The following is a 20195-nucleotide window of genomic DNA, read 5'->3' as shown; positions in this document are numbered from 1 at the left end:
TCAATCTCCCTCGTCGAGCGGCAGCCGGGGCATGCGGCGCTTCACCGGCGAGGATTGGATGATCGCCGTATTGGTCGCGGCATAAGGAAGAAACCGGTCGATCAGGGACTCAAGTTCCTCCACCCCTCGCACGAAAGCACGTGCGACGAAGCAGTCGTCCCCCGTCACACGCTCTGCTTCCACGACCTCCGGCGTCTCCTGCAGAAGGGCGGCAACGCGCGAGAGTTCGCCGGGCATCGGCCGCAGGCGCATGTGCACCGCCAGCGGCAGCCCCACGGCGCCAGGATTCAATCGAATCGTGTAGCCCTCGATGACGCCGCTCTCCTCGAGTCTCCTGACGCGCTCGGCCGCGGCGGGCGGAGAAAGACCGACCTTGTCGGCGAGTTCCTTCATCGATAGCCGCGCATTCTCCGACAGCAGTTCCAGCAACCGTCGATCAAGCGTGTCGAGGGGTCGAACAATGCGTCGGCTCATGATTACTTCTTTTTGTAGGCAAAACGGTCATATTTCAATCCAAAGCCTCAGAAGAATGCGCTTTCGACCTTATTTTGTCCATGTAAAACGAGAATATCGCCTTCTATCATGATCATATGGAAGCGATACCCCAGCCTGCGCGCCGCGCCCTTGATGCCTTGCCGCCCCACCTCTGGTTCGGCGTCAGCGCCGTGTTCCACTATCTCGGCCCCTCCTTTGCCGTGCTTCTCTTTCCGGCCGTGGGTGTGCTGGGGGTGGCGTGGTTGCGGATCGCGACGGCGGCTTTCGTCTTCGCTCCGATCACCCGACCGTGGCAAACGCTCGGTCGGGCGGACAGGTCCGGCCGCTGGTTGATCGCGGCAATGGGCGTTTGCCTGGCCCTGATGAACTGCGCCTTCTATCTTGCTCTCGACCGCCTGCCGATCAGCCTTGTCGCCGCCATCGAGTTTGTCGGCACCATCAGCATTGCCGTCCATGGCTTGCGCACGAAACGGAACCTTGCCGCCCTTGCGCTCGCTATCGTTGGCGTCTTCGCCCTAATCGATGTCACCTGGTCGAGTGATCCCGTCGGCCTGTTCTGGGCTTTTCTAAACGGTGCGCTGTTCGTCGCCTATATCCTGCTGGGTCATCGGATGGCCCGGACGGGTGCCGGCAATGGCATCCAGCAGCTGGGCGCAGCCATGGCGATCGCCCTGATCGTCGTCCTGCCGATTGGTTTCAAACAAGCCCTCGCCGCCTTCAGCGACCCTCTGCTCGTCATGGCCGGGATCGGCGTAGGTGTCTGCTCCTCGGTCATCCCCTATGTCTGCGACCAGCTCGCAATGGCGAAGCTCAAGCGTTCCACCTTCGCCCTCATGCTGGCGCTGCTGCCCGCCGTGGCTACGCTGGTTGGCGCGCTGGTCCTGGCTCAAATCCCCAACGGTCAAGACATGCTGGGCATCGCCTTGGTGATGCTGGGTGTCGCCCTCCACAAACAACCGAAGGACTGAACCATGTTTCCACCTCTGGAGCCCTTCGCGGAGGGCCTGCTTGATGTCGGAGACGGACATGCAATCCACTACTGCCAGTCCGGCAACCCGGAGGGCCAGCCGGCGCTGATCCTGCATGGCGGCCCCGGCGCGGGCTCTTCTCCCTATCATCGGCGGTTCTTCGACCCGGATATCTACCGCATCATCCAGTTCGATCAGAGGGGATGCGGCAAGTCCAGGCCGAACGCCAGCCTGGACGCCAACGATACCTGGAGCCTCGTCGCCGACATGGAGCGGCTGCGCCAGCGGCTGGGCATGGACCGGTGGTTGCTGTTCGGCGGATCCTGGGGCTCCACGCTGGCGCTCAGTTACGCCGGCAAGCATCGCGATCGTTGCGTCGCCCTCATCCTGCGCGGCATCTGGCTGAATCGCGAGGACGATATCGCCTGGGACTATGGCGGGCTACGCCGGTTCTGGCCGGAGGCATTCGCCGGGTTCGAAGAGTTCGTCCCCGAAGAGGAGCGAGGCGACCTGCTGGCTGCCTACCATCGACGCCTGTGCGACGACGATCCGGCCGTGCACATGCCGGCGGCCGTTTCATTCTGCCGCTGGGAAGCGGCCTGCGAACGCCTGTTGCCTTCCGGGGAGGAAATCCTCCCCGGACCGGAAACCCTGGCGCTTGCACGCATCGAAGCGCATTTCACGATCAACCGCGCTTTCACGGAGCCGGATGCGCTGATGGCGGCGGCGGAACAACTGGGTGACCTGCCGGGAGCGATCGTGCACGGCCGCTACGACATGCTGTGCCCCGTGGATGGCGCGCTGGCCATCGCCCGAGCCTGGCCCGGAGCGCGGCTGACCATCGTGCCCGATGCGGGCCATTCCGCTTTCGAACCCGGCATCCAAGCGGCCTTGCTGGCCGAGACGGCGGCGCATGCCTTCCCACGGCATTGGGAGCACGAGCGTGGCTCGCGATCCCTTCGGCCCAGCGGGGCCGCGCCGCCGTGATTCACCCGCGTGCAGCATCCATATGCAGGTCCCGGCTTGACCGACCTGCCGGCCGTTGGAGACCGCCGGAATGACGACAAGGCCCGTTCATCGATATCGTCCTCCCGCCGTCATTCAGGCGACGGCGGAGAAAGCGGCCCCCATGCATTTTCCCGCTGTCGAAAACCGCACCGCTCGCGCGTCATAGTCAGGTCACCCCGCACAGGACCGCCCATGATCTCCCCGACGTCCCCCAAGGCCACCCGCCGCGAATGGATTGGCCTGGCCGCCATCGCCCTGCCCTGCATGGTCTACGCGATGGACCTGACCGTGCTCAACCTGGCCTTGCCGGCGATCAGCGCCGAACTCAACCCTTCCACTTCGCAACTGCTGTGGATCGTCGACATCTACGGGTTCCTGGTGGCCGGCTTCCTGATCACGATGGGAACGTTGGGTGATCGCATCGGCCGGCGCCGACTGTTGCTGATCGGTGCGGCCGCGTTCGCCGCGGCCTCGATCATCGCCGCCTTCTCGCGCAGCGCGGAGATGCTGATCGCCATGCGCGCGCTGCTGGGCGTGGCCGGCGCCACCCTGGCGCCGTCGACGATGTCGCTGATCCGCAACATGTTCCATGACGAGCACGAGCGCCAGTTCGCGATCGGCGTCTGGATCGCCAGCTTCTCGGTCGGCGGCGCGATTGGCCCGCTGGTCGGCGGCCTGTTGCTGGAATGGTTCTGGTGGGGCGCGGCGTTCCTGGCCGCGGTGCCGGTGATGGTGCTGCTGTTGCTGCTGGGACCGAAGCTGCTGCCCGAGTACCGCGATCCCGACGCCGGCCGGCTGGATCCGGCGAGCATGGCGCAATCGCTGTTCGCGGTGCTGGCGGTGGTGTACGGCCTCAAGCGGATCGCCGAGTACGGCGCCGATACGCGCGGTCTGCTGGTGCTGGCCGCCGGCCTGGTACTGGGCGTGCTGTTCGTGCGCCGACAGCGGCACCTGGACTATCCGTTCCTGGATGTCACCCTGTTCCGCCGTCCCGCCTTCAGCGCGGCGATTGTCGCCTACGCGCTGGCCGGCCTGTCGATGATGGGCGTGTACATCTTCATGACCCAGTACCTGCAACTGGTGCTGGGGCTGTCGCCGCTGGAAGCCGGTTTCGCCACCGTCCCGTGGTCGCTGTGCTTCACCGTGGGATCGCTGCTGGCGCCGAAGCTGGCGCGCCACTGGGGCGCGCGGCGGGTGATGGTGCGCGGCCTGCTGGTGGCGGCGGTCGGCTTCGGCATCACCGCGCTGGTGGTGCCGCCGCACGGGCTGTGGATCCTGATCGCTGGCATGCTGGCGATGAGCATCGGGATGGCGCCGGTGTTCACCGTGGGCAATGAACTGATCATCACCACCGCGCCGCCGGAACGCGCCGGCGCGGCGTCGGCATTGGCGGAAACCAGCGCCGAACTCAGCGGCGCGCTGGGCATCGCGCTGCTCGGCAGCGCCGGCATGGCGCTGTACCGCTTCTGGCTGGAGCCGGCATTGCCGGCGGATCTGGCACACGCCGCCGCCGGCCATGCCCTGTCCACGCTGGGCGGCGCGATCGCCACCGCCGAAACGCTGCCGGCCGGCCAGGCCATCGCCATCGAAACGACCGCGCGCGCCGCGTTCACCGACGCCATGCGGCTGGTGGCGGTGTTCGGCGGAACGATGATGCTGCTGGCGGCGTGGATGGCCTCGCACCTGATGCGCGACGGCGAGGGCGAAGGCCATGTGGCGAGCGTGGCCAACGAGGCTTCCGGCGCATGAGGCATCCAAGGTGGCGCTTGCCGCGCGCACGCCGTCGCGGACACATCACTTACACTGACGCTTCTGTCTCTCTGGCGCCCGCGGGCGCCCACGACCACGGATGCACGGGATGAAGATCGCCAGCTGGAACGTCAATTCGCTCAATGTCCGCCAGCCGCATCTGGAGCAATGGCTGGGTGCGTTCTCGCCGGACGTGGTGGGCATCCAGGAAACCAAGCTGGAGGATCACCGCTTCCCCGACACCGTGCTGGCCGGGCTGGGCTACCGCAGCATCTTCGCCGGGCAGAAGACCTACAACGGCGTGGCGATCCTGTCGCGCGTGCCGGCCACGGAAGTGCAGATCGGCATCCCCGGTTTCGAGGACGAACAGAAGCGCGTGATCGCCGCGACCGTGGGCGATCTGCGCATCGTCAACCTGTACGTGGTCAACGGCCAGGACGTGGGCACCGACAAGTACGCCTACAAGCTGCGCTGGCTCGACGCGGTGCACGGCTGGCTTGCCGAGGAGCTGCAGCGGCACCCGAAGATGGTCGTGCTGGGCGATTTCAACATCGCCCCGGACGATCGCGACGTCTACGACCCCAAGGTCTGGGGCGATGCCCACATCCTGACCTCGGTCGCCGAGCGCGACGCGCTCCGCCGCCTATACGCGCTCGGCCTGCACGACGCCTTCCGCATGCACAACGACGAAGCCGGTGTGTACAGCTGGTGGGACTACCGGATGGGCGGGCTGCGCCGCAACCTGGGCCTGCGCATCGATCTCACCCTGGTCTCGGACGCGTTGCGCGCGCAGGCCGCCGCCGCCGGCATCGATCGCGAGCCGCGCACCTGGGAACGCCCCAGCGACCACGCGCCGGCCTGGGTGCAACTGGCCGGCTGATCCGCACTCGTTTGAAGGAAATAAACAAAGGCCCGGCGTGCGCCGGGCCTTTGTGATGCCACGGACCTTGGGTGCGTCTCGAATCAGCGCACGCGGCCGCAGCGAAACCGGATCATCGTGGCGTCAGCGTGCGCGTCCCCGGGTGAACAGGTTGACGATCAGCAGCAACACCACTGCGCCGATGAAGGCGGTGACCAGGAATCCGATCCAGCCTCCTCCCAGGCCCAGCCCGAGCGCCGGCAGCAGCCATCCGCCCAGGAAACCACCGATGATGCCGACCACGATGTTGAGAATGATGCCCTGCGAACCATCACGCCTCATCACCAGGCTGGCCAGCCAGCCCGCGATACCACCGACGATCAGATAGATGAGAAAATTCATTCTGCCTGTCTCCTTCCGTTGTGGACTCCGGCCCCGAAGACCGGGGACGGTGCGATTAAGCGATTGCCGCCGTGAAACCACTGTTAAGCCGGATAGGGGGAATGGCATCCTTGCAGCGCGGTGATAACGCGGATCGCGCCGCGATGCACGCTGCCCCGCACCACCGGCCGACCATGACCGAGATTCCCTCCATCTTCCCATCCGCGACCACGCCGCCCGCCTGGCGGTTCGGGCGGTTCCAGGTCTGGCTGCGCGCGCATCCCCCCCGCATGCGCGGCGAACCGACCGCGCGGCAGGTGCTGGCCGAAGCACTGGCACAGCCGGCCGACGCCTTGCCGATCCGGCGCGACGCACGCGGCAAGCCCCATTTCGCGGCGCCCTTCGACGACCAGGCGATCAGCTGGAGCCACAGCGGCGAGGTGCTGCTGGTCGCGCTCGGGCCGGCACGCGATCTGGGCGTGGACGTGGAGCGCCATCGCGAGCGCCTGCGGATGATGGAAATCGCGCAGCGCTTCTTCCATCCCAGTGAACTGGACTGGCTGCGCGCCCGCGACGACGGCGCCCGCACCGACGCGTTCGTGCGCCTGTGGTGCGCCAAGGAGGCGCTGCTGAAGGCGCACGGCCACGGCGTCTCCTTCGGCCTGGAGAAGCTGGTGTTCGGCGAACGCGAAGGCGGCCTGCAGCTGATCGACTGCGATCCCGCGCTGGGCTCCCCGGCCGAATGGCAATTGCACGAATGGGAACCGCTACCCGGCTACCGCGGCGCGCTGGCCTGGCGGGCCTGAGTCCCGCCGTTCGGGGATAATGCGCGCGATGAATGCCTCGACGCTGCCCGCCGGCCTGGACGCGCAACTGCGCCAGGGCCTGACCGAACTCGGCCTGGACGCCGCCGCCCTGGCGCCGCCGCTGCTGGACTATCTGGCCCTGCTGCACCGCTGGAACCGCACCTACAACCTGACCGCGATCCGCGACCCGGCCGAGATGGTGACCCGCCACCTGCTGGATTCGCTGGCCATGCACGCGCACGTCGCCGAAGGCAGCCTGGCCGATCTGGGCACCGGACCGGGGCTGCCGGGAATTCCGCTGGCCATCACCCACCCCGGACTGCGGGTGACGCTGGTCGAAAGCAACGGCAAGAAGGCCCGCTTCATGCGCGAGGCGGTGCGCCAGCTGGGCCTGGGCAACGCGCGGGTGGCCGAATCGCGCGCCGAGGCGCTGGACGAACCCGCCGCCTACGACCACCTGACCGCGCGGGCCATGGACACGCTGGCCGGCATCATCGCCGTCGGCGGACACCTGCTGAAACCGGGCGGCACCCTGCTGGCGATGAAGGGCGTGCGGCCGGACGAGGAAATCGCCGCGCTGCCACCGGACTGGCAGGTCGAGGCCATCCATCCGTTGCGCGTGCCCGGCCTGGTCGGCGAGCGCCATCTGATCGTGGTGCGCAAGGCAGGCGCCTGAACCCGCGCCTCGATCCCCATAACCGATTGATATCGTTGGACGCCGCGAGGGCATGAGCGCCGTTCCCGGGCGCCGCCGCGCGGCCGGATCGGCGAGGCGAATTCGCAGGACCGGTCCGGACCCCGCATAATCCCCCATCCACCCCGTGTCCCGAGGCGACCACCCGCATGGCCCGCATCATCGCGATCGCCAACCAGAAAGGCGGCGTCGGCAAGACCACCACTGCCGTCAATCTGGCCGCCGCGCTGGCGCGTGCGCCGCAGCGCGTGCTGCTGGTGGATCTGGACGCCCAGGGCAATGCCACCATGGGCAGCGGCGTGGACAAGCGCGAACTCGAGAATTCCACCTGCGACGTGCTGCTGCAGGAAGTCGACGCGCGCACGGCGATCGTGACCACCCAGGAAGGCTTCGACCTGCTTCCCGGCAACATCGACCTGACCGCCGCCGAGATCCAGCTGATGGAGATCGACGGCCGCGAGCTGCGCCTGAAGGCCGCGCTGGAACCGATCCGCGCCGACTACGACTTCATCATCATCGACTGCCCGCCGGCGCTGTCGCTGCTCACCCTCAACGCGCTGACCGCGGCCGACTCGGTGCTGGTGCCGATGCAGTGCGAGTACTACGCGCTGGAAGGCCTGAGCGCGCTGGTGGAAACCATCGAGGCGCTGAAGACACGACTGAATCCCGGCCTGGAGATCGAGGGCGTGCTGCGCACCATGTTCGACGTGCGCAACAACCTGGCCAACGCCGTCTCGGCGGAACTGACCCAGCATTTCGGCGATCGCGTGTTCCGCACCATCGTGCCGCGCAACGTCCGCCTGGCCGAGGCGCCCAGCCACGGCCAGAGCATCGTCGGCTACGACCGCACCTCGCGCGGCGGCGTCGCCTACCTGGGCCTGGCCGGGGAAATCATCCGCCGCCAGAGTGAACGCAAGAAGCAAGAAAAGAGGATGGAGTACGCCTGATGAGCGCGTCGAAGAAACGCGGCCTGGGCCGCGGGCTGGAAGCCCTGCTCGGCCCCAAGGCGGCCGAGACCCCACCACCGGAAGCCCAGCCGGGCGAGGCCCTGCGCACCCTGCCGGTGGCGCACCTGCAACCCGGCAAGTACCAGCCGCGCATGGCGATGGATCCGGCCAAGCTCAGCGAGCTGGCCGAGTCGATCAAGGCGCAGGGCGTGATCCAGCCGATCGTGGTGCGCGAACTGGCGCCCGGACGCTTCGAGATCGTCGCCGGCGAACGCCGCTGGCGCGCCTCGCAGGAAGCCGGCCTGGCCGAAGTGCCGGTGGTGGTGCGCGAGCTGGACGATCGCACCGTCATCGCGATGGCGCTGATCGAGAACATCCAGCGCGAGGATCTGAACCCGCTGGAAGAAGCGCAGTCGCTGCAACGCCTGATCAACGAATTCTCGCTGACCCACGCCGAGGCCGCCGAAGCGGTCGGCCGTTCGCGCGCCGCGGTGTCCAACCTGCTGCGCCTGCTGGAACTGCCGCCGGCCATCCGCGCGCTGCTGGAAGCGCGCCGGCTGGAAATGGGCCACGCCCGCGCGCTGCTGACGCTGTCGCCGGAACTGGCCAGCAAGCTGGCCTCCGATGCCGCCGACCAGGGCTGGTCGGTGCGCGAGGTCGAACACCGCGCCCAGCAGTTCGCCGCCGGCAAGGTGCCGGTGATCGGCCGCAAGGCCAAGCCCGGCAAGGCCGCGCCGCAGCCGGACATCGCCGCCCTGGAAACCGAGCTGTCCGAAGGCCTCGGCACCCGCGTCACCATCGCCCACGGACGCGGCGGCAAGGGCAAGCTGATCATCCAGTACACCGATCTCGACACCCTCGACGGCGTGCTGGAGAAGCTGCGCGGCCCGCGCGGCTGAGGCCCGGGGCGCGTCCCCAGCGGAGGCGCGCCGACACATCGACAAGACCAGATTCAGCCGGTGGCGGCAAAATAGGCGCCCATGACATCCAGCCCCGCCCTCTCCGTCGTCGTCCCGGTCTTCAACGAGCGCGACAACGTCACGCCCCTGATCGACGAGATCACCGCCGCGCTGCGTGGCCGGATCGATTTCGAGATCGTCTACGTCGATGACCATTCCCGCGACGACACCCTGGCCGTGCTGCAGGCCCTGAAGGCGCGCGTGCCGGAACTGCGGGTGCTGCAACATGTCCAGCAGAGCGGCCAGAGCACCGCCATCCGCACCGGCGTCAAGGCCGCGCGCGGCGCCTGGATCGCCACCCTGGACGGCGACGGCCAGAACGATCCGGCCGACATTCCCAAGTTGATCGCCGCGCGCGATGGCGGCGAGGCGCAGACCAGGCTCTACGCCGGCTGGCGGGTCAACCGCCAGGACAGCGGCAGCAAGCGCTGGGCCAGCAAGTGGGCCAACGCGATCCGCTCGCGCATGCTGCGCGACGAGACGCCGGATACCGGCTGCGGCATCAAGCTGTTCGAACGCGAAGCCTTCCTCGACCTGCCCTACTTCGATCACATGCACCGCTACCTGCCCGCGCTGATGCAGCGCGCCGGCTGGAAGACGATCAGTGTGCCGGTCAATCACCGCCATCGCACCGCCGGCGTGTCCAAGTACAACAACCTCAACCGCGCGCTGGTCGGCATCAGCGACCTGCGCGGCGTGGCCTGGCTGATCAAGCGCGGCAAGCGCACGGCGGTCCGGGAGCTCTGAGGTGGAAGTGCACTGGCTCAACCAGCCGATCGAGGCGCTCTACTGGACCGGCCTGCATGTCACCGGCTGGAAGCTGATCGGCTACACAGGCGCACTGATGTTCGGCGGCCGCTGGCTGGTCCAGTTCATCGCCTCCCGGCGCGCCGGCAAGCCGGTCATCCCGCGCCTGTTCTGGTACATGAGCGTGCTGGGCAGCCTGATGACGCTGAGCTACTTCCTGTTTTCGGCCAAGCAGGACTCGGTCGGCGTACTGCAGAACCTGTTCCCGGCCTTCACCGCGCTGTACAGCCTGTACCTGGACATCCGGCACCGCGGCTGGCACCGCGACAAGGCCAGCCACTGACGGCGAGGCGTCGCCGTACCCTACCGCGCTGTTCCTCCCCCTTCGAAGAAGGGGGACCGAGGGGGATTCGCTCTTGGCGCCGGCCCCAATCCCCATCGCCCCTGCGATTGTGTAACGCCATGCCCCGCCGTTAGCCTGTGCAGCCATGTCCCTGCTCCGCCGCTTCCGCCGCCCCACCCTCATGCGCCTGCTGGCGCTGTGCGTGCTGCTGCTGGGCGTGATCGCGCAGCCGGTGATGGCCTCGGTGGGCGGCGTCCACGAACTCGGCCACGGCGGCGGCCTGCATTCGCATGTGGATGCGGACGCGGTCCCGGACGGCGAAGGGCACGAGCGCGGGGGCGACGAATCCGGCAAGACCCGCGGCCTGCTGCATGCCCTGATGCATGCCACGCACTGCTGTGGCCACGCGCCGGCGATGCCGGTGGCGGCCACGATCTGGCAGCCGCTCGCGCCGCTGGATTCCGTGTCGTTCCCGCACGACGCGCCGGTTCCCACCCACCGCAGCGACAAGCTGTTGCGCCCGCCGATAGCGATCTGAGGCACCCCCGGCCCGGCCGGGTTTCGTTCGTCCTCGATCCTTTCGGAGAATTCCCATGTGGTTGCGTCTGGCGGCTTTGGCCGCCTTCGTGGCCGTGTCCGTCGCACCCGCGCGGGCACAGTCGCCTGTTGTCATCTCCCTGGACGACGCGTTCGCGCGCGTCGCCCGTACCCATCCCGATTTGCGCCTGATTGACGGCCAGCAGCGCGTGCTCGCCGCCGAGGCCGAGGTCGCCGCGCTGCGCCCGGGCCTCACCGCCGGCGCGTCGGTCGAAAACGCGCTCGGCACCGGTGACGTCAGCGGTTTCGGCGGCGCCGAGATCAGCCTGACCCTGGCCGGCATACTCGAGCGCGGCGGCAAATGGGACGCCCGCCGCACGCTGGCGCAAAGCCGCATCGACGCGCTGGCGGTGCAGCGCGAGACCCGCCGGCTGGATCTGCTGGCCGAAGTCGCGCGCCGCTACCTGGCCATCACCGCCTCCCAGCGCCAGCGCGTGGTGGCGCTGGACGATATCGAGCAACGCACGCGCACGGTCGCGGCCGCGCGCCAGCGGCTGGCCGCGGGCGCTTCGCCGGAATCGGTGCTGCTGACCGCGCAGGCCGCGCTCACCCGCGCGGAACTGGAGCGCGATCGTGCCGATCGCCTGTTGATGTCCGCGCGCCAGCATCTGGCCGCGCTGTGGGGCGAACGCGATCCCGGCTTCGACACCGTGGCCGGCAATCCGTTGGCGCTGCCGGCGGTCGCCGACTTCGGCGAACTGGCCGCCTTGCTGGACAGCACGCCCGAACTGGCCCGCTTCGCCGACGAGCGCCGCATCCGCGAAGCACGCGTGCAACTGGCGCGCAGCGAACGCAGCGCCAATGTCGACTGGCAGTTCGGCGTGCGCCGGTTGCAGGAGAACGGCGATACCGGCCTGATGGCCAGCGTCGCGATTCCATTGGGCAGCGCGCGCCGCGCCGAACCCGGCATCCGTGCCGCCGAGGCGGAGCTGGCGCTGGTGGAGATCGAACGCGAAGCCGAGGGGCTGGCGCTGTACTCGACCCTGGCCGAGGCGCATGGCCGCTACCGCACCGCGCAGTTCGAAGTGGAGCGCCTGGACGAGGCGGTGCTGCCGAAGCTGGCCAAGGCCGAACGCGCCGCCGAGCGCGCGTATCGCGCCGGCGCCATCAGCTATCTGGAATGGGCGCAGCTGCAATCCGAGCGCACCAGCGCGCGCCGGCAGCAGCTCGACGCCGCCCTCGACGCACAGCGCGCGCTGATCGAAATCCAGCGCCTGACCGGCCAGCCGTTCGTGGCCGCCGCCCCCGCACAAGGAACCTCCCCATGAATATCCGCACTCCCGCCCTGCGGTGGATGCCGCTGCTGTTGTTGACCCTGGCCCTGGCCGCCTGCGGCGGCGGCGCCGATGGCGAAGCCGCTGGCGACGAACACGGCCACGCCTCCGGCGAGCACGCCGAAACCGAGGCGGCCACCGGCCAGCACGGCGGCCGCCTGCTGGAAAAGGATGGCCTGGCGGTGGAACTGGCGATGGCCGAGGACGGCACGCCGCCAAAATTCCAGGCCTGGCTGTACCGCGACGGCAAACCGCTGCCGGCCAGCGCCGGCACGGTCGAAGTCCGACTCAAGCGCCTGGGCGGCCTTGCCGAGACCCATCGCCTGCAGGCGCAGGCCGACGGCAGCCTGCTCGGCACGGCCGAGGTGATCGAACCGCACTCCTTCGACGTGGAAGTACTGGCGGGCATCGAGGGGCGTTCACTGCGCTGGGCCTATCCCAGCTATGAGGGACGCACCGAGATCGCCGCGCCGATCGCGCAACAGACCGGCATCCGGGTCGCCCCGGCGGGCGCCGGCATCATCGCCGACGAACATGAAGTGCAGGGCCTGCTGACCCCGGTCGAAGGCCGCGTGGCCAAGGTCGCCGCGCGCTTTCCCGGCCCGATCCGCCGGCTCGCCGCCAACGTCGGCGACCGGGTGCGCGCCGGACAGGCGCTGGCGTCGATTGAAAGCAACCTCAGCCTGACCACCTACACCGTCAGCACGCCGATCAACGGCGTGGTGCTGGCGCGCAACGCCGAAGTGGGATCGGTCGCGGCCGAAGGCACGACGCTGTTCGAGGTCGCGGATCTGTCCACGCTGTGGGTGGATCTGCACGTGTTCGGCTTCGACGCCCAGCACATCCGCGCCGGCTCGCCGGTGACCATCACCCGCATCAGCGACGGCGCGCAGGCCGAAACCACCCTGGAACGCGTGCTGCCCGGCACCGCCACCGCCAGCCAGAGCACGGTCGCGCGCGCGGTCATCGCCAACGCGGACGGTNTGGCGGCCGGGTTCGGCGATCACCGCGCGCGTCACCGTGGATCGGCAACCCGCCGCGCTGGTGGTACCGGTGGCGTCGCTGCAGAAGTTCCGCGACTGGGACGTGGTGTTCGTGCGGGTCGGCGACACCTACGAGGTACGGCCGCTCAAGCTCGGCAAGCGCGACGCGCAACGGGTGGAAGTGCTGTCCGGATTGAAGGCGGGCGACCAGGTCGTGGTCGAACAGAGCTACGTGGTGAAGGCGGACATCGAGAAGTCCGGCGCTTCCCACGACCACTGAGGACCCGGCCATGCTCGAGAGAATCATCCGCTTCGCCATCGCCCACCGATGGCTGATGCTGGCGCTCACCCTCGCGCTGATCGGCGTGGGCACGTGGAGCTTCCGCCAGTTGCCGATCGACGCCACCCCCGACATCACCAACGTGCAGGTGCAGATCAACACCGAGGCCGCCGGCTACTCGCCGCTGGAATCGGAACAGCGCGTGACCTTCCCGATCGAGACCGCGCTGTCCGGCCTGCCCGGGATGGATCACACCCGTTCGATCTCGCGCTATGGGCTGTCGCAGGTGACGGTGGTATTCGACGACGGCGTCGATCTCTACTTCGCCCGCCAGCAGGTCGCCGAACGCCTGCAACAGGTCAAGTCGCAGTTGCCCGGGGGACTGGAGCCGGAACTGGGTCCGGTCACCACCGGCATGGGCGAGATCTTCATGTACACCGTCGATGCCAAGCCGGACGCGCGCAAGCCCGATGGCGGCAAGTGGACGGCCACCGATCTGCGCACCCTGCAGGACTGGGTGATCAAGCCGCAGCTGCGCAATACCCGCGGCGTCACCGAGGTCAACACCATCGGTGGCTACGCGCGCCAGATCCACATCACCCCGGATCCGGCGCGGCTGGTCGCGCTGGGCTTCACCCTGCGCGACGTGGTCGACGCGGTGGCCGCCAACAACCAGAACGTCGGCGCCGGCTACATCGAGCGCAACGGCCAGCAGTACCTGGTGCGCGCGCCGGGGCAGGTCGCGGATCTGGACGGCATCCGCGACATCGTGCTGGATCGCCGCGAGGGCGTGCCGATCCGCGTGCGCGACGTGGCCACGGTCGGCGAAGGCCCGGAACTGCGCAACGGCGCGGCCACCCAGAACGGCCACGAGGTCGTGCTCGGCACGGTGTTCATGCTGATCGGAGCCAACAGCCGCGACGTCGCCCAGGCCGCCGCCGCGCGCCTGGCCGAAGCCAACCGCAGCCTGCCGCCGGGGGTGTCGGCCAACCCGGTCTACGACCGCACCGTGCTGGTGGATCGCACCATCCGCACCGTGGCCAAGAACCTGGTCGAAGGCGCGCTGCTGGTGATCGTGGTGCTGTTCCTGCTGCTGGGCAATTTCCGCGCTGCGCTGATCACCGCGGCGGTGATTCCGCTGGCGATGCTGTTCACCCTCACCGGCATGGTCCGCGGCGGCGTGTCCGGCAATCTGATGAGCCTGGGCGCGCTCGACTTCGGCCTGATCGTCGACGGCGCGGTGATCATCATCGAGAACTGCCTGCGCCGGTTCGGCGAATTGCAACACCGGCTGGGGCGGGTATTGAGCGACGAGGAACGGCTGGACACCACCGCCTCGGCCACCGCCGAGGTGATCCGCCCCAGCCTGTTCGGCCTGGGCATCATCACCGCCGTGTACCTGCCGATCTTCGCCCTCACCGGCGTGGAAGGAAAAATGTTCCACCCGATGGCGATCACCGTGGTGCTGGCGCTGACCGGCGCGATGCTGCTGTCGCTGACCTTCGTGCCGGCTTCGATCGCGCTGTTCCTGCGTGGCCGCGTGGAGGAAAAGGAAACCCGGGTGATGCTGTGGGCGCGCCGTGCGTACGCGCCCGCGCTGGACTGGGCGCTGCGCCGGCGCGCTTGGGTGCTCGGCGGCGCGGTCGCGCTGCTGGCCGTGTGCGGCCTGCTGGCCACGCGGCTGGGGTCGGAATTCATCCCCAGCCTGGACGAGGGCGACATCGCCATGCACGCCATGCGCATCCCCGGCACCAGCCTTGAGCAGGCGTTGCGGATGCAGGCGACGCTGGAAGCGCGCATCAAGCAGTTTTCCGAAGTGGAACGCGTGTTCGGCAAGCTCGGCACCGCGGAGGTCGCGACCGACCCGATGCCGCCATCGGTGGCCGACACCTTCCTGATCCTCAAGCCGCGCGACCAGTGGCCGGATCCGCGCAAGTCCAAAGCCGAGCTGGTCGCCGAGATCGAGACGGCGGTGAAGCAGTTGCCCGGCAACAACTACGAGTTCACCCAGCCGATCCAGATGCGCATGAACGAACTGATTTCCGGCGTCCGCGCGGACGTGGCGATCAAGCTCTACGGCGACGATCTGGACACGCTGGTGGACGTCGGCCGCCGCATCGAGGCGGTGGCGCGGAGCGTACCCGGCGCGGCTGACGTCAAGCTGGAACAGACCACCGGCCTGCCGCTGCTGACCATCACCCCGGACCGGCGCGCGCTGGCCCGCTACGGCCTCAATCCCGGCGTGGTCCAGGACACCGTGGCGACCGCGGTCGGCGGCGAGGTTGCCGGCCAGCTGTTCGAGGGCGATCGCCGGTTCGACATCGTCATCCGCCTGCCGGAGCACCTGCGCCAGGACCCGGCCGCGCTGCAGGATCTGCCGATCCCGCTGGGCGGGGACGCCAACGCCGACGAGTCCAGCCGGGAAATGGCGCTGGCGTCGGGCACGCCACGGACGGTGCCGCTGCGCGAGGTGGCGAAGATCGAAACCACCCTCGGGCCGAACCAGGTCAACCGCGAGAACGGCAAACGCCGGGTGGTGGTGACCGCCAACGTGCGCGGTCGCGATCTGGGCGGCTTCGTGTCCGAGCTGCAACAGCGGGTCGGGACCGGGGTGAAGCTGCCGTCCGGCTACTGGATCGACTATGGCGGCACCTTCGAGCAGCTGATTTCGGCCAGCCAGCGCCTGTCGGTGGTCGTACCGGTGACCCTGGCGCTGATCTTCGCCCTGCTGTTCTGGGCCTTCGGCTCGGCCCGCGACGCGGCCATCGTGTTCAGCGGGGTGCCGCTGGCCCTGACCGGCGGCGTCATCGCCCTGGCCCTGCGCGGGATCCCGCTGTCGATCTCGGCCGGGGTCGGCTTCATCGCCCTGTCCGGGGTGGCGGTCCTGAACGGGCTGGTGATGATCGCCTTCATCCGCAAGCTGCGGGAGCAGGGGGATCCACTGGAGGAAGCGGTGGTCGACGGGGCCCTGGGCCGGCTGCGGCCGGTGCTGATGACCGCGCTGGTGGCCTCGCTGGGCTTCCTGCCGATGGCCTTCAACGTCGGCGCCGGCTCCGAGGTCCAGCGCCCGCTGGCCACGGTGGTGATCGGCGGCATCGTCTCCTCGACCCTGCTGACCCTGCTGGTGCTGCCGGTGCTGTACCGCTGGCTGCACGGGCGGAAGGCCGCGGCGGCGGCTCCGGAGGCCCGGCCGGCGAGCTGAACCGGACGGCCCGGGGCGTGGGGAACCGTCCCGGGCCCGTTTCCGGCCTAAGTGCTTGCATGGAAAGGGAAAGCCCTCCATAATGCGCGGCTCGCTGTGTCCGGCTTGTCCGGATTTGCGGCCGGAAGCGCGATTCCGGCTTGGGTCCACAGCGAGGTTTTTCCTCCGCATCGCGTGTCGTCCGGTCTGTTCGCAGGCCGTGTCGTCGGGCCGCCGCCTCCCTGGCCAAGGGAAGCATCAAACTTTTTTCGAGGTGCGTATGTCCCGCGTATGCCAAGTCACCGGCAAGCGTGTGCAGACCGGTAACAACGTCTCGCACGCCAACAACAAGACCCGTCGTCGCTTCCTGCCCAACCTGCACGAGCGCCGCTTCTGGGTCGCCAGCGAAAATCGCTGGATCAAGCTGAAAGTTTCCGCGCATGCCCTGCGCACCATCGACAAGAACGGCATCGACTCCGTTCTGGCCGAGCTGCGTGCCCGCGGCGAGAAGGTCTGAGGAGTAATCGAACATGGCAACCAAGCGTGACAAGATCCGTCTGATCTCCTCGGCCAACACCGGCCACTTCTACACGACGGACAAGAACAAGAAGAACACCCCGGGCAAGATGGAAATGAAGAAGTACGACCCGGTCGTGCGCAAGCACGTGATCTACAAGGAAGGCAAGATCAAGTGATGTCGTGATGCGCTTGCCCCCGGCGAGCGCATCCGCGTCATCCGAAGCCCGCCGCAAGGCGGGCTTTTTGTTTGCTTCGGGAATGAAGCGAAGAGCGAATCCCCCTCGGTCCCCCTTTTTCAAAGGGGGAGGAACAGCAATTCTCTGGCAGCTGAACTCGGCAATGATTGCTAGCCCCCTTTGAAAAAGGGGGCGGGCGCCCGCGTAGCGGGCGACGGGGGATTTGCGCGGTTGGCCGGCAACACCCCGCCACCTTCCGGTTTGCACCGACTGCGGCCAGAATCAGCCATCGCATCCTTCACAGGCGCCGCATGGACTGGTCGCTGGGAACCGTACTGCTGATCCTCGACTGGATGATCCGGCTGGCCGCGCTGCTGTGGATTCCCAGCCGCACTTCGCCGGCGGCGGCGCGCAGCTGGATGCTGCTGGTCGGGTTCGTGCCGCTGCTGGGCCTGCCGGCCTACCTGCTGCTGGGCCATCCGTGGCTGTCGCGCGAACGCGTCCAGCGCCAGGCGCGCGCCTCGCAGGTAATCCGCGAGGAACAGCGGCCGCTCGCCGCGCTGCGCTGGCAGCCCGACGCCGGTATCGCCGCGGAGATGGCGCCGCTGGTCGAGCGGCAGGGCGCGTTCATGCCCATCCGCGGCAACACGGTCGAACTGCTGGACGACTATGACGATTCCCTGCGCGCGTTGATCACGACGATGGACGGGGCACGCGTGCGCATCCACCTGCTGTATTACCTGATGTTCGACGACGCGGTCGGCGATGCGGTGGCCGCCGCGCTGAAACGCGCGGCCGGGCGCGGGGTGGAATGCAGGCTGCTGCTCGACGCGGTCGGCGCCAAGCGCGGATGGCGCCGCTACGCGCGACGCCTGCGCAAGGCCGGCGTGCAGGTCCACCAGTTGCTTCCCGGTGGTCTGCGCTGGCGTCGCAGTGGCCGGATGGATCTGCGCAACCACCGCAAGATCGCGGTCATCGATGGCGCCACCGGTTTCATCGGTTCGCAGAACCTCGCCGACCCGATGTTCATTCCCGGCTTTCCCAATCGCGAACTGGTCGCCCACGTGCGCGGGCCGATCGTCGCCCAGCTCGACGCGGTGTTCGCCAGCGACTGGTACCTGGAAACCGGCGAGCGCCTGCACGTGGATCCCGTTCGCGCCACCGGCACGGGCCAGGTCGCGATGCAACTGCTGCCGAGCGGGCCGGCCTATCCCTTCGAGAACGCACGCGATGCCGTCAACGCGCTGATCCACCTGGCCAAGCGCCGCATCGTGCTGGCCACGCCCTACTTCGTGCCCGACGACGCCACCCTCAGCGCGCTGCGCATCGCCGCGCTGTCGGGCGTGGAGGTGCAACTGATCCTGTCCGATCGCAACAACCAGCGCCTGACCGCGTGGGCTCAGGAGTCCTACTACGCGGAACTGCTGGCCTGCGGCGTGCGCATCGCGCTGTACCAGCCGCACTTCCTGCATGCCAAGCACATGAGCGTGGACGACGAAGTCGCGCTGGTCGGTTCGATCAACCTCGACATCCGCTCGTTCGCGCTCAACGCGGAAATCGGCCTGCTGTGCTATGACCGCGCGGTCGTCGCCCGGCTGCGCGGGATCGAATCGGAATACTTGCGCGATGCCCGCAGCGTCCACGGCGAGGACTGGGCACGACGCCCGGCGTGGCGGCGCAGCCGCGATGGCATCGCGCGCCTGGCGGATTCGCTGATGTAACAAAACGTCGATGTTGAAAGCGCCTGATGCGCAACGGTTTTCGCGTATTTGTAAAGTTTGCGTTGCCCGGTCATGCGCCACTGATGCCAAGCCAGCATGAGGCGCGCCGGATCGATCCACTACAATGCGGCCCATGACCAGCGTATCCGCGGGCCTCGCCCATGACATCGCCATCATCGGGGGAGGCGCCGGCGGCGTCCTGACCGCCATCCAGTTGCTGCGCGCGGCGACCGCGCCGCTGCGCATCGCGCTTTACGAACCGCAATCCACGCTTGCCCGTGGCGTGGCCTATGCCACGCCCTATCCGGAACACCTGCTCAACGTGCCGGCACAACGCATGAGCGGCTTCAGCGATCAGCCGGACGATTTCCTCGATTTCCTCAGCGCCGATCCGCAGGAACGCGCCGCGTTGGCACCCACGTTCGTCGAGCGTCATCGCTACGGGGAATACCTGCGCGATCGCCTGGAGCGCGCGCGCGCGGCCAGCCCGGCCACGCTGGTGCACATCGTCCAGCCGGTGATGGCGATGGATCGAAACGAGGCGGGCTGGCGACTGCGGCTCGCCGATGGCGCGCAGGCCGATTGCGATGCGGTGGTGCTGGCGGTCGGCAACCGCCCACGCCCGCTGCCGGCGCGCGGCGCCGGCGGCCTGTCCGCCGATGCCAGCCTGTCGGCCTGGGATTTCGACGCGGTGCGCGCGGTTCCCGGCGATGCCCGGCTGTGCATCGTCGGTTCCGGATTGAGCATGGTCGACGCGGTGTTGAGCTTCGTCGCCACCGAACATCGCGGCACCATCCATGTGCTTTCGCGGCATGGCTGGCTGCCGCAGCCGCATGCGCCGCATGCGGTGGCCGATTTCGATCCGGCGCGGTTGCTGCCGCTGGACCTGCGCGCGCGCCTGCGCTTCGTCCGCGAACGCGTGCGCGAAGCCGCCGCCGCCGGCCTGCCCTGGCAGGCGGTGATGGAACGCCTGCGCCCGCACGGACAGGCGCTGTGGCGTTCCCTGTCGGAATCCGACCAGCGGCGTTTCCTGCGCCACGTCGTGCGGCTGTGGGACGTGCACCGGCACCGGGTGGCGATTTCCGTGCACGAGCAGTTGCAGGCGCTGATCGATCGCGGGCAGCTGCGCATGCACCGCGGCCGCCTGGACACGGTGATGCAGGTCGGCCGCTGCGTGCAGGTCGGCGCGAACGTGCGTGGCAGGCCCGGGCTGGCGCTGGAAGTGGATCGGGTGGTGAACGCCACCGGTGTCGAGATGCGGGTTCCGACCATGCGCAATCCGCTGCTGACCGAGCTGCTGGGCGAGGGCCACGCGCGCACCGGCCCGCACGGCATCGGCATCGACGCCGGCGACGACGGGCGGGTGCTGGACGCCGATGGCCGCGTCCAGCCCGACCTGTGGGTATTGGGCAGCCTGCGGATCGGCAACCTGTGGGAAAGCACCGCCATTCCTGAACTGCGGGGCCAGGCCGAAGCGGTCGCCCGCCAGTTGCTCGCGCGCTGACGCG

Annotated in this window: 19 protein-coding genes and 1 pseudogene; 18 read left to right on the top strand and 2 right to left on the bottom strand. The window is 68.6% G+C overall.

Features of this window, described 5'->3' with window-relative positions; all coding sequences use genetic code 11:
- A complete protein-coding gene (locus tag ACTJI2_RS14360) occupies positions 1 to 474 on the bottom strand; it encodes an Lrp/AsnC family transcriptional regulator (RefSeq protein WP_203323229.1) in 474 nt (157 codons plus the stop codon).
- A gap of 116 nt (positions 475 to 590) precedes the next feature.
- Between ACTJI2_RS14360 and ACTJI2_RS14355 the strand changes: the two genes are divergently transcribed.
- From ACTJI2_RS14355 to xth, 4 genes are all read left to right on the top strand, one after another.
- Positions 591 to 1463 (top strand): EamA family transporter, encoded by an 873-nt coding sequence (locus ACTJI2_RS14355; protein ID WP_440842539.1) that lies wholly within the window; start codon positions 591 to 593, stop codon positions 1461 to 1463.
- A gap of 3 nt (positions 1464 to 1466) precedes the next feature.
- Positions 1467 to 2450, top strand: a complete 984-nt coding sequence (gene pip, locus ACTJI2_RS14350; RefSeq protein ID WP_440842538.1) for a prolyl aminopeptidase — start codon at positions 1467 to 1469, stop codon at positions 2448 to 2450.
- Positions 2451 to 2663: 213 nt separating this feature from the next.
- Positions 2664 to 4220, top strand: coding sequence for an MFS transporter (locus ACTJI2_RS14345; protein ID WP_440842537.1), 1557 nt, complete (start codon positions 2664 to 2666; stop codon positions 4218 to 4220).
- 109 nt (positions 4221 to 4329) lie between these two features.
- Complete coding sequence (xth, locus tag ACTJI2_RS14340; protein WP_249889072.1) at positions 4330 to 5100, top strand: exodeoxyribonuclease III; 771 nt, start codon at positions 4330 to 4332, stop codon at positions 5098 to 5100.
- Between the two features lie 123 nt (positions 5101 to 5223).
- Here the strand turns inward: xth and ACTJI2_RS14335 are convergent, their stop codons facing one another.
- On the bottom strand, positions 5224 to 5481 hold the full coding sequence (locus tag ACTJI2_RS14335; protein WP_183639660.1) for a GlsB/YeaQ/YmgE family stress response membrane protein: 258 nt from the start codon (positions 5479 to 5481) through the stop codon (positions 5224 to 5226).
- Between the two features lie 173 nt (positions 5482 to 5654).
- Here ACTJI2_RS14335 and ACTJI2_RS14330 point away from each other — a divergent pair, with 173 nt between their 5' ends.
- The 14 genes and pseudogenes from ACTJI2_RS14330 to ACTJI2_RS14265 all read left to right on the top strand — a co-directional run bounded on the left by ACTJI2_RS14330 (position 5655) and on the right by ACTJI2_RS14265 (position 20191).
- Positions 5655 to 6266, top strand: a complete 612-nt coding sequence (locus ACTJI2_RS14330; RefSeq protein WP_318289408.1) for a 4'-phosphopantetheinyl transferase family protein — start codon at positions 5655 to 5657, stop codon at positions 6264 to 6266.
- 28 nt (positions 6267 to 6294) lie between these two features.
- Positions 6295 to 6942 (top strand): 16S rRNA (guanine(527)-N(7))-methyltransferase RsmG, encoded by a 648-nt coding sequence (rsmG, locus tag ACTJI2_RS14325; protein WP_318288015.1) that lies wholly within the window; start codon positions 6295 to 6297, stop codon positions 6940 to 6942.
- 167 nt (positions 6943 to 7109) lie between these two features.
- A complete protein-coding gene (locus tag ACTJI2_RS14320) occupies positions 7110 to 7907 on the top strand; it encodes a ParA family protein (protein WP_318288016.1) in 798 nt (265 codons plus the stop codon).
- Positions 7907 to 8806: a ParB/RepB/Spo0J family partition protein gene (locus tag ACTJI2_RS14315; RefSeq protein WP_141455056.1), complete on the top strand. Its 900-nt coding sequence runs from the start codon at positions 7907 to 7909 to the stop codon at positions 8804 to 8806. Before ACTJI2_RS14320 ends, ACTJI2_RS14315 begins: the two co-directional genes overlap by 1 nt.
- Positions 8807 to 8887: 81 nt before the next feature.
- On the top strand, positions 8888 to 9613 hold the full coding sequence (locus ACTJI2_RS14310) for a glycosyltransferase family 2 protein (RefSeq protein ID WP_183639663.1): 726 nt from the start codon (positions 8888 to 8890) through the stop codon (positions 9611 to 9613).
- 1 nt (position 9614) lies between these two features.
- Positions 9615 to 9956: a lipid-A-disaccharide synthase N-terminal domain-containing protein gene (locus ACTJI2_RS14305; protein ID WP_141455054.1), complete on the top strand. Its 342-nt coding sequence runs from the start codon at positions 9615 to 9617 to the stop codon at positions 9954 to 9956.
- A gap of 145 nt (positions 9957 to 10101) precedes the next feature.
- The gene (locus ACTJI2_RS14300; protein WP_318288019.1) at positions 10102 to 10494 is read left to right on the top strand and encodes a DUF2946 family protein; all 393 of its coding nucleotides are present in this window, start codon (positions 10102 to 10104) and stop codon (positions 10492 to 10494) included.
- Positions 10495 to 10549: 55 nt separating this feature from the next.
- The gene (locus ACTJI2_RS14295; protein WP_318288020.1) at positions 10550 to 11821 is read left to right on the top strand and encodes a TolC family protein; all 1272 of its coding nucleotides are present in this window, start codon (positions 10550 to 10552) and stop codon (positions 11819 to 11821) included.
- Positions 11818 to 13090: pseudogene (locus ACTJI2_RS14290) on the top strand (efflux RND transporter periplasmic adaptor subunit). The gene ACTJI2_RS14295 and the pseudogene ACTJI2_RS14290 overlap by 4 nt, the downstream one beginning before the upstream one ends.
- A gap of 10 nt (positions 13091 to 13100) precedes the next feature.
- Entirely contained in the window at positions 13101 to 16292 is a 3192-nt protein-coding gene (locus ACTJI2_RS14285; RefSeq protein WP_440842536.1) for an efflux RND transporter permease subunit, read from the top strand.
- Between the two features lie 259 nt (positions 16293 to 16551).
- Positions 16552 to 16788, top strand: a complete 237-nt coding sequence (gene rpmB, locus ACTJI2_RS14280) for a 50S ribosomal protein L28 (RefSeq protein ID WP_056881579.1) — start codon at positions 16552 to 16554, stop codon at positions 16786 to 16788.
- A 13-nt stretch (positions 16789 to 16801) separates the two neighbouring features.
- Positions 16802 to 16966, top strand: a complete 165-nt coding sequence (gene rpmG, locus ACTJI2_RS14275; protein WP_141455049.1) for a 50S ribosomal protein L33 — start codon at positions 16802 to 16804, stop codon at positions 16964 to 16966.
- A 311-nt stretch (positions 16967 to 17277) separates the two neighbouring features.
- Positions 17278 to 18687 (top strand): cardiolipin synthase, encoded by a 1410-nt coding sequence (gene cls, locus ACTJI2_RS14270; RefSeq protein ID WP_440842535.1) that lies wholly within the window; start codon positions 17278 to 17280, stop codon positions 18685 to 18687.
- Between the two features lie 133 nt (positions 18688 to 18820).
- Positions 18821 to 20191 carry an FAD/NAD(P)-binding protein gene (locus ACTJI2_RS14265; protein WP_318288025.1) on the top strand — a complete coding sequence of 457 codons (1371 nt, stop codon included), beginning with the start codon at positions 18821 to 18823 and terminating at the stop codon, positions 20189 to 20191.
- Positions 20192 to 20195: the final 4 nt, after the last annotated feature.

This window comes from Pseudoxanthomonas sp. 22568 (assembly GCF_052044485.1).
Classification (GTDB): domain Bacteria; phylum Pseudomonadota; class Gammaproteobacteria; order Xanthomonadales; family Xanthomonadaceae; genus Pseudoxanthomonas_A; species Pseudoxanthomonas_A beigongshangi.
The sequence above is the reverse complement of the archived record's forward strand: the minus strand, read 5'-3'. Positions and strand labels throughout refer to the sequence as shown.

What these genes read in the sequence shown, in the direction of transcription:
- ACTJI2_RS14360 (WP_203323229.1), bottom strand. Translation starts at nt 474, where the DNA reads ATGAGCCGACGCATTGTTCGACCCCTCGACACGCTTGATCGACGGTTG.
- ACTJI2_RS14355 (WP_440842539.1), top strand. Translation starts at nt 591, where the DNA reads ATGGAAGCGATACCCCAGCCTGCGCGCCGCGCCCTTGATGCCTTGCCG.
- pip (WP_440842538.1), top strand. Translation starts at nt 1,467, where the DNA reads ATGTTTCCACCTCTGGAGCCCTTCGCGGAGGGCCTGCTTGATGTCGGA.
- ACTJI2_RS14345 (WP_440842537.1), top strand. Translation starts at nt 2,664, where the DNA reads ATGATCTCCCCGACGTCCCCCAAGGCCACCCGCCGCGAATGGATTGGC.
- xth (WP_249889072.1), top strand. Translation starts at nt 4,330, where the DNA reads ATGAAGATCGCCAGCTGGAACGTCAATTCGCTCAATGTCCGCCAGCCG.
- ACTJI2_RS14335 (WP_183639660.1), bottom strand. Translation starts at nt 5,481, where the DNA reads ATGAATTTTCTCATCTATCTGATCGTCGGTGGTATCGCGGGCTGGCTG.
- ACTJI2_RS14330 (WP_318289408.1), top strand. Translation starts at nt 5,655, where the DNA reads ATGACCGAGATTCCCTCCATCTTCCCATCCGCGACCACGCCGCCCGCC.
- rsmG (WP_318288015.1), top strand. Translation starts at nt 6,295, where the DNA reads ATGAATGCCTCGACGCTGCCCGCCGGCCTGGACGCGCAACTGCGCCAG.
- ACTJI2_RS14320 (WP_318288016.1), top strand. Translation starts at nt 7,110, where the DNA reads ATGGCCCGCATCATCGCGATCGCCAACCAGAAAGGCGGCGTCGGCAAG.
- ACTJI2_RS14315 (WP_141455056.1), top strand. Translation starts at nt 7,907, where the DNA reads ATGAGCGCGTCGAAGAAACGCGGCCTGGGCCGCGGGCTGGAAGCCCTG.
- ACTJI2_RS14310 (WP_183639663.1), top strand. Translation starts at nt 8,888, where the DNA reads ATGACATCCAGCCCCGCCCTCTCCGTCGTCGTCCCGGTCTTCAACGAG.
- ACTJI2_RS14300 (WP_318288019.1), top strand. Translation starts at nt 10,102, where the DNA reads ATGTCCCTGCTCCGCCGCTTCCGCCGCCCCACCCTCATGCGCCTGCTG.
- ACTJI2_RS14295 (WP_318288020.1), top strand. Translation starts at nt 10,550, where the DNA reads ATGTGGTTGCGTCTGGCGGCTTTGGCCGCCTTCGTGGCCGTGTCCGTC.
- ACTJI2_RS14285 (WP_440842536.1), top strand. Translation starts at nt 13,101, where the DNA reads ATGCTCGAGAGAATCATCCGCTTCGCCATCGCCCACCGATGGCTGATG.
- rpmB (WP_056881579.1), top strand. Translation starts at nt 16,552, where the DNA reads ATGTCCCGCGTATGCCAAGTCACCGGCAAGCGTGTGCAGACCGGTAAC.
- rpmG (WP_141455049.1), top strand. Translation starts at nt 16,802, where the DNA reads ATGGCAACCAAGCGTGACAAGATCCGTCTGATCTCCTCGGCCAACACC.
- cls (WP_440842535.1), top strand. Translation starts at nt 17,278, where the DNA reads ATGGACTGGTCGCTGGGAACCGTACTGCTGATCCTCGACTGGATGATC.
- ACTJI2_RS14265 (WP_318288025.1), top strand. Translation starts at nt 18,821, where the DNA reads ATGACCAGCGTATCCGCGGGCCTCGCCCATGACATCGCCATCATCGGG.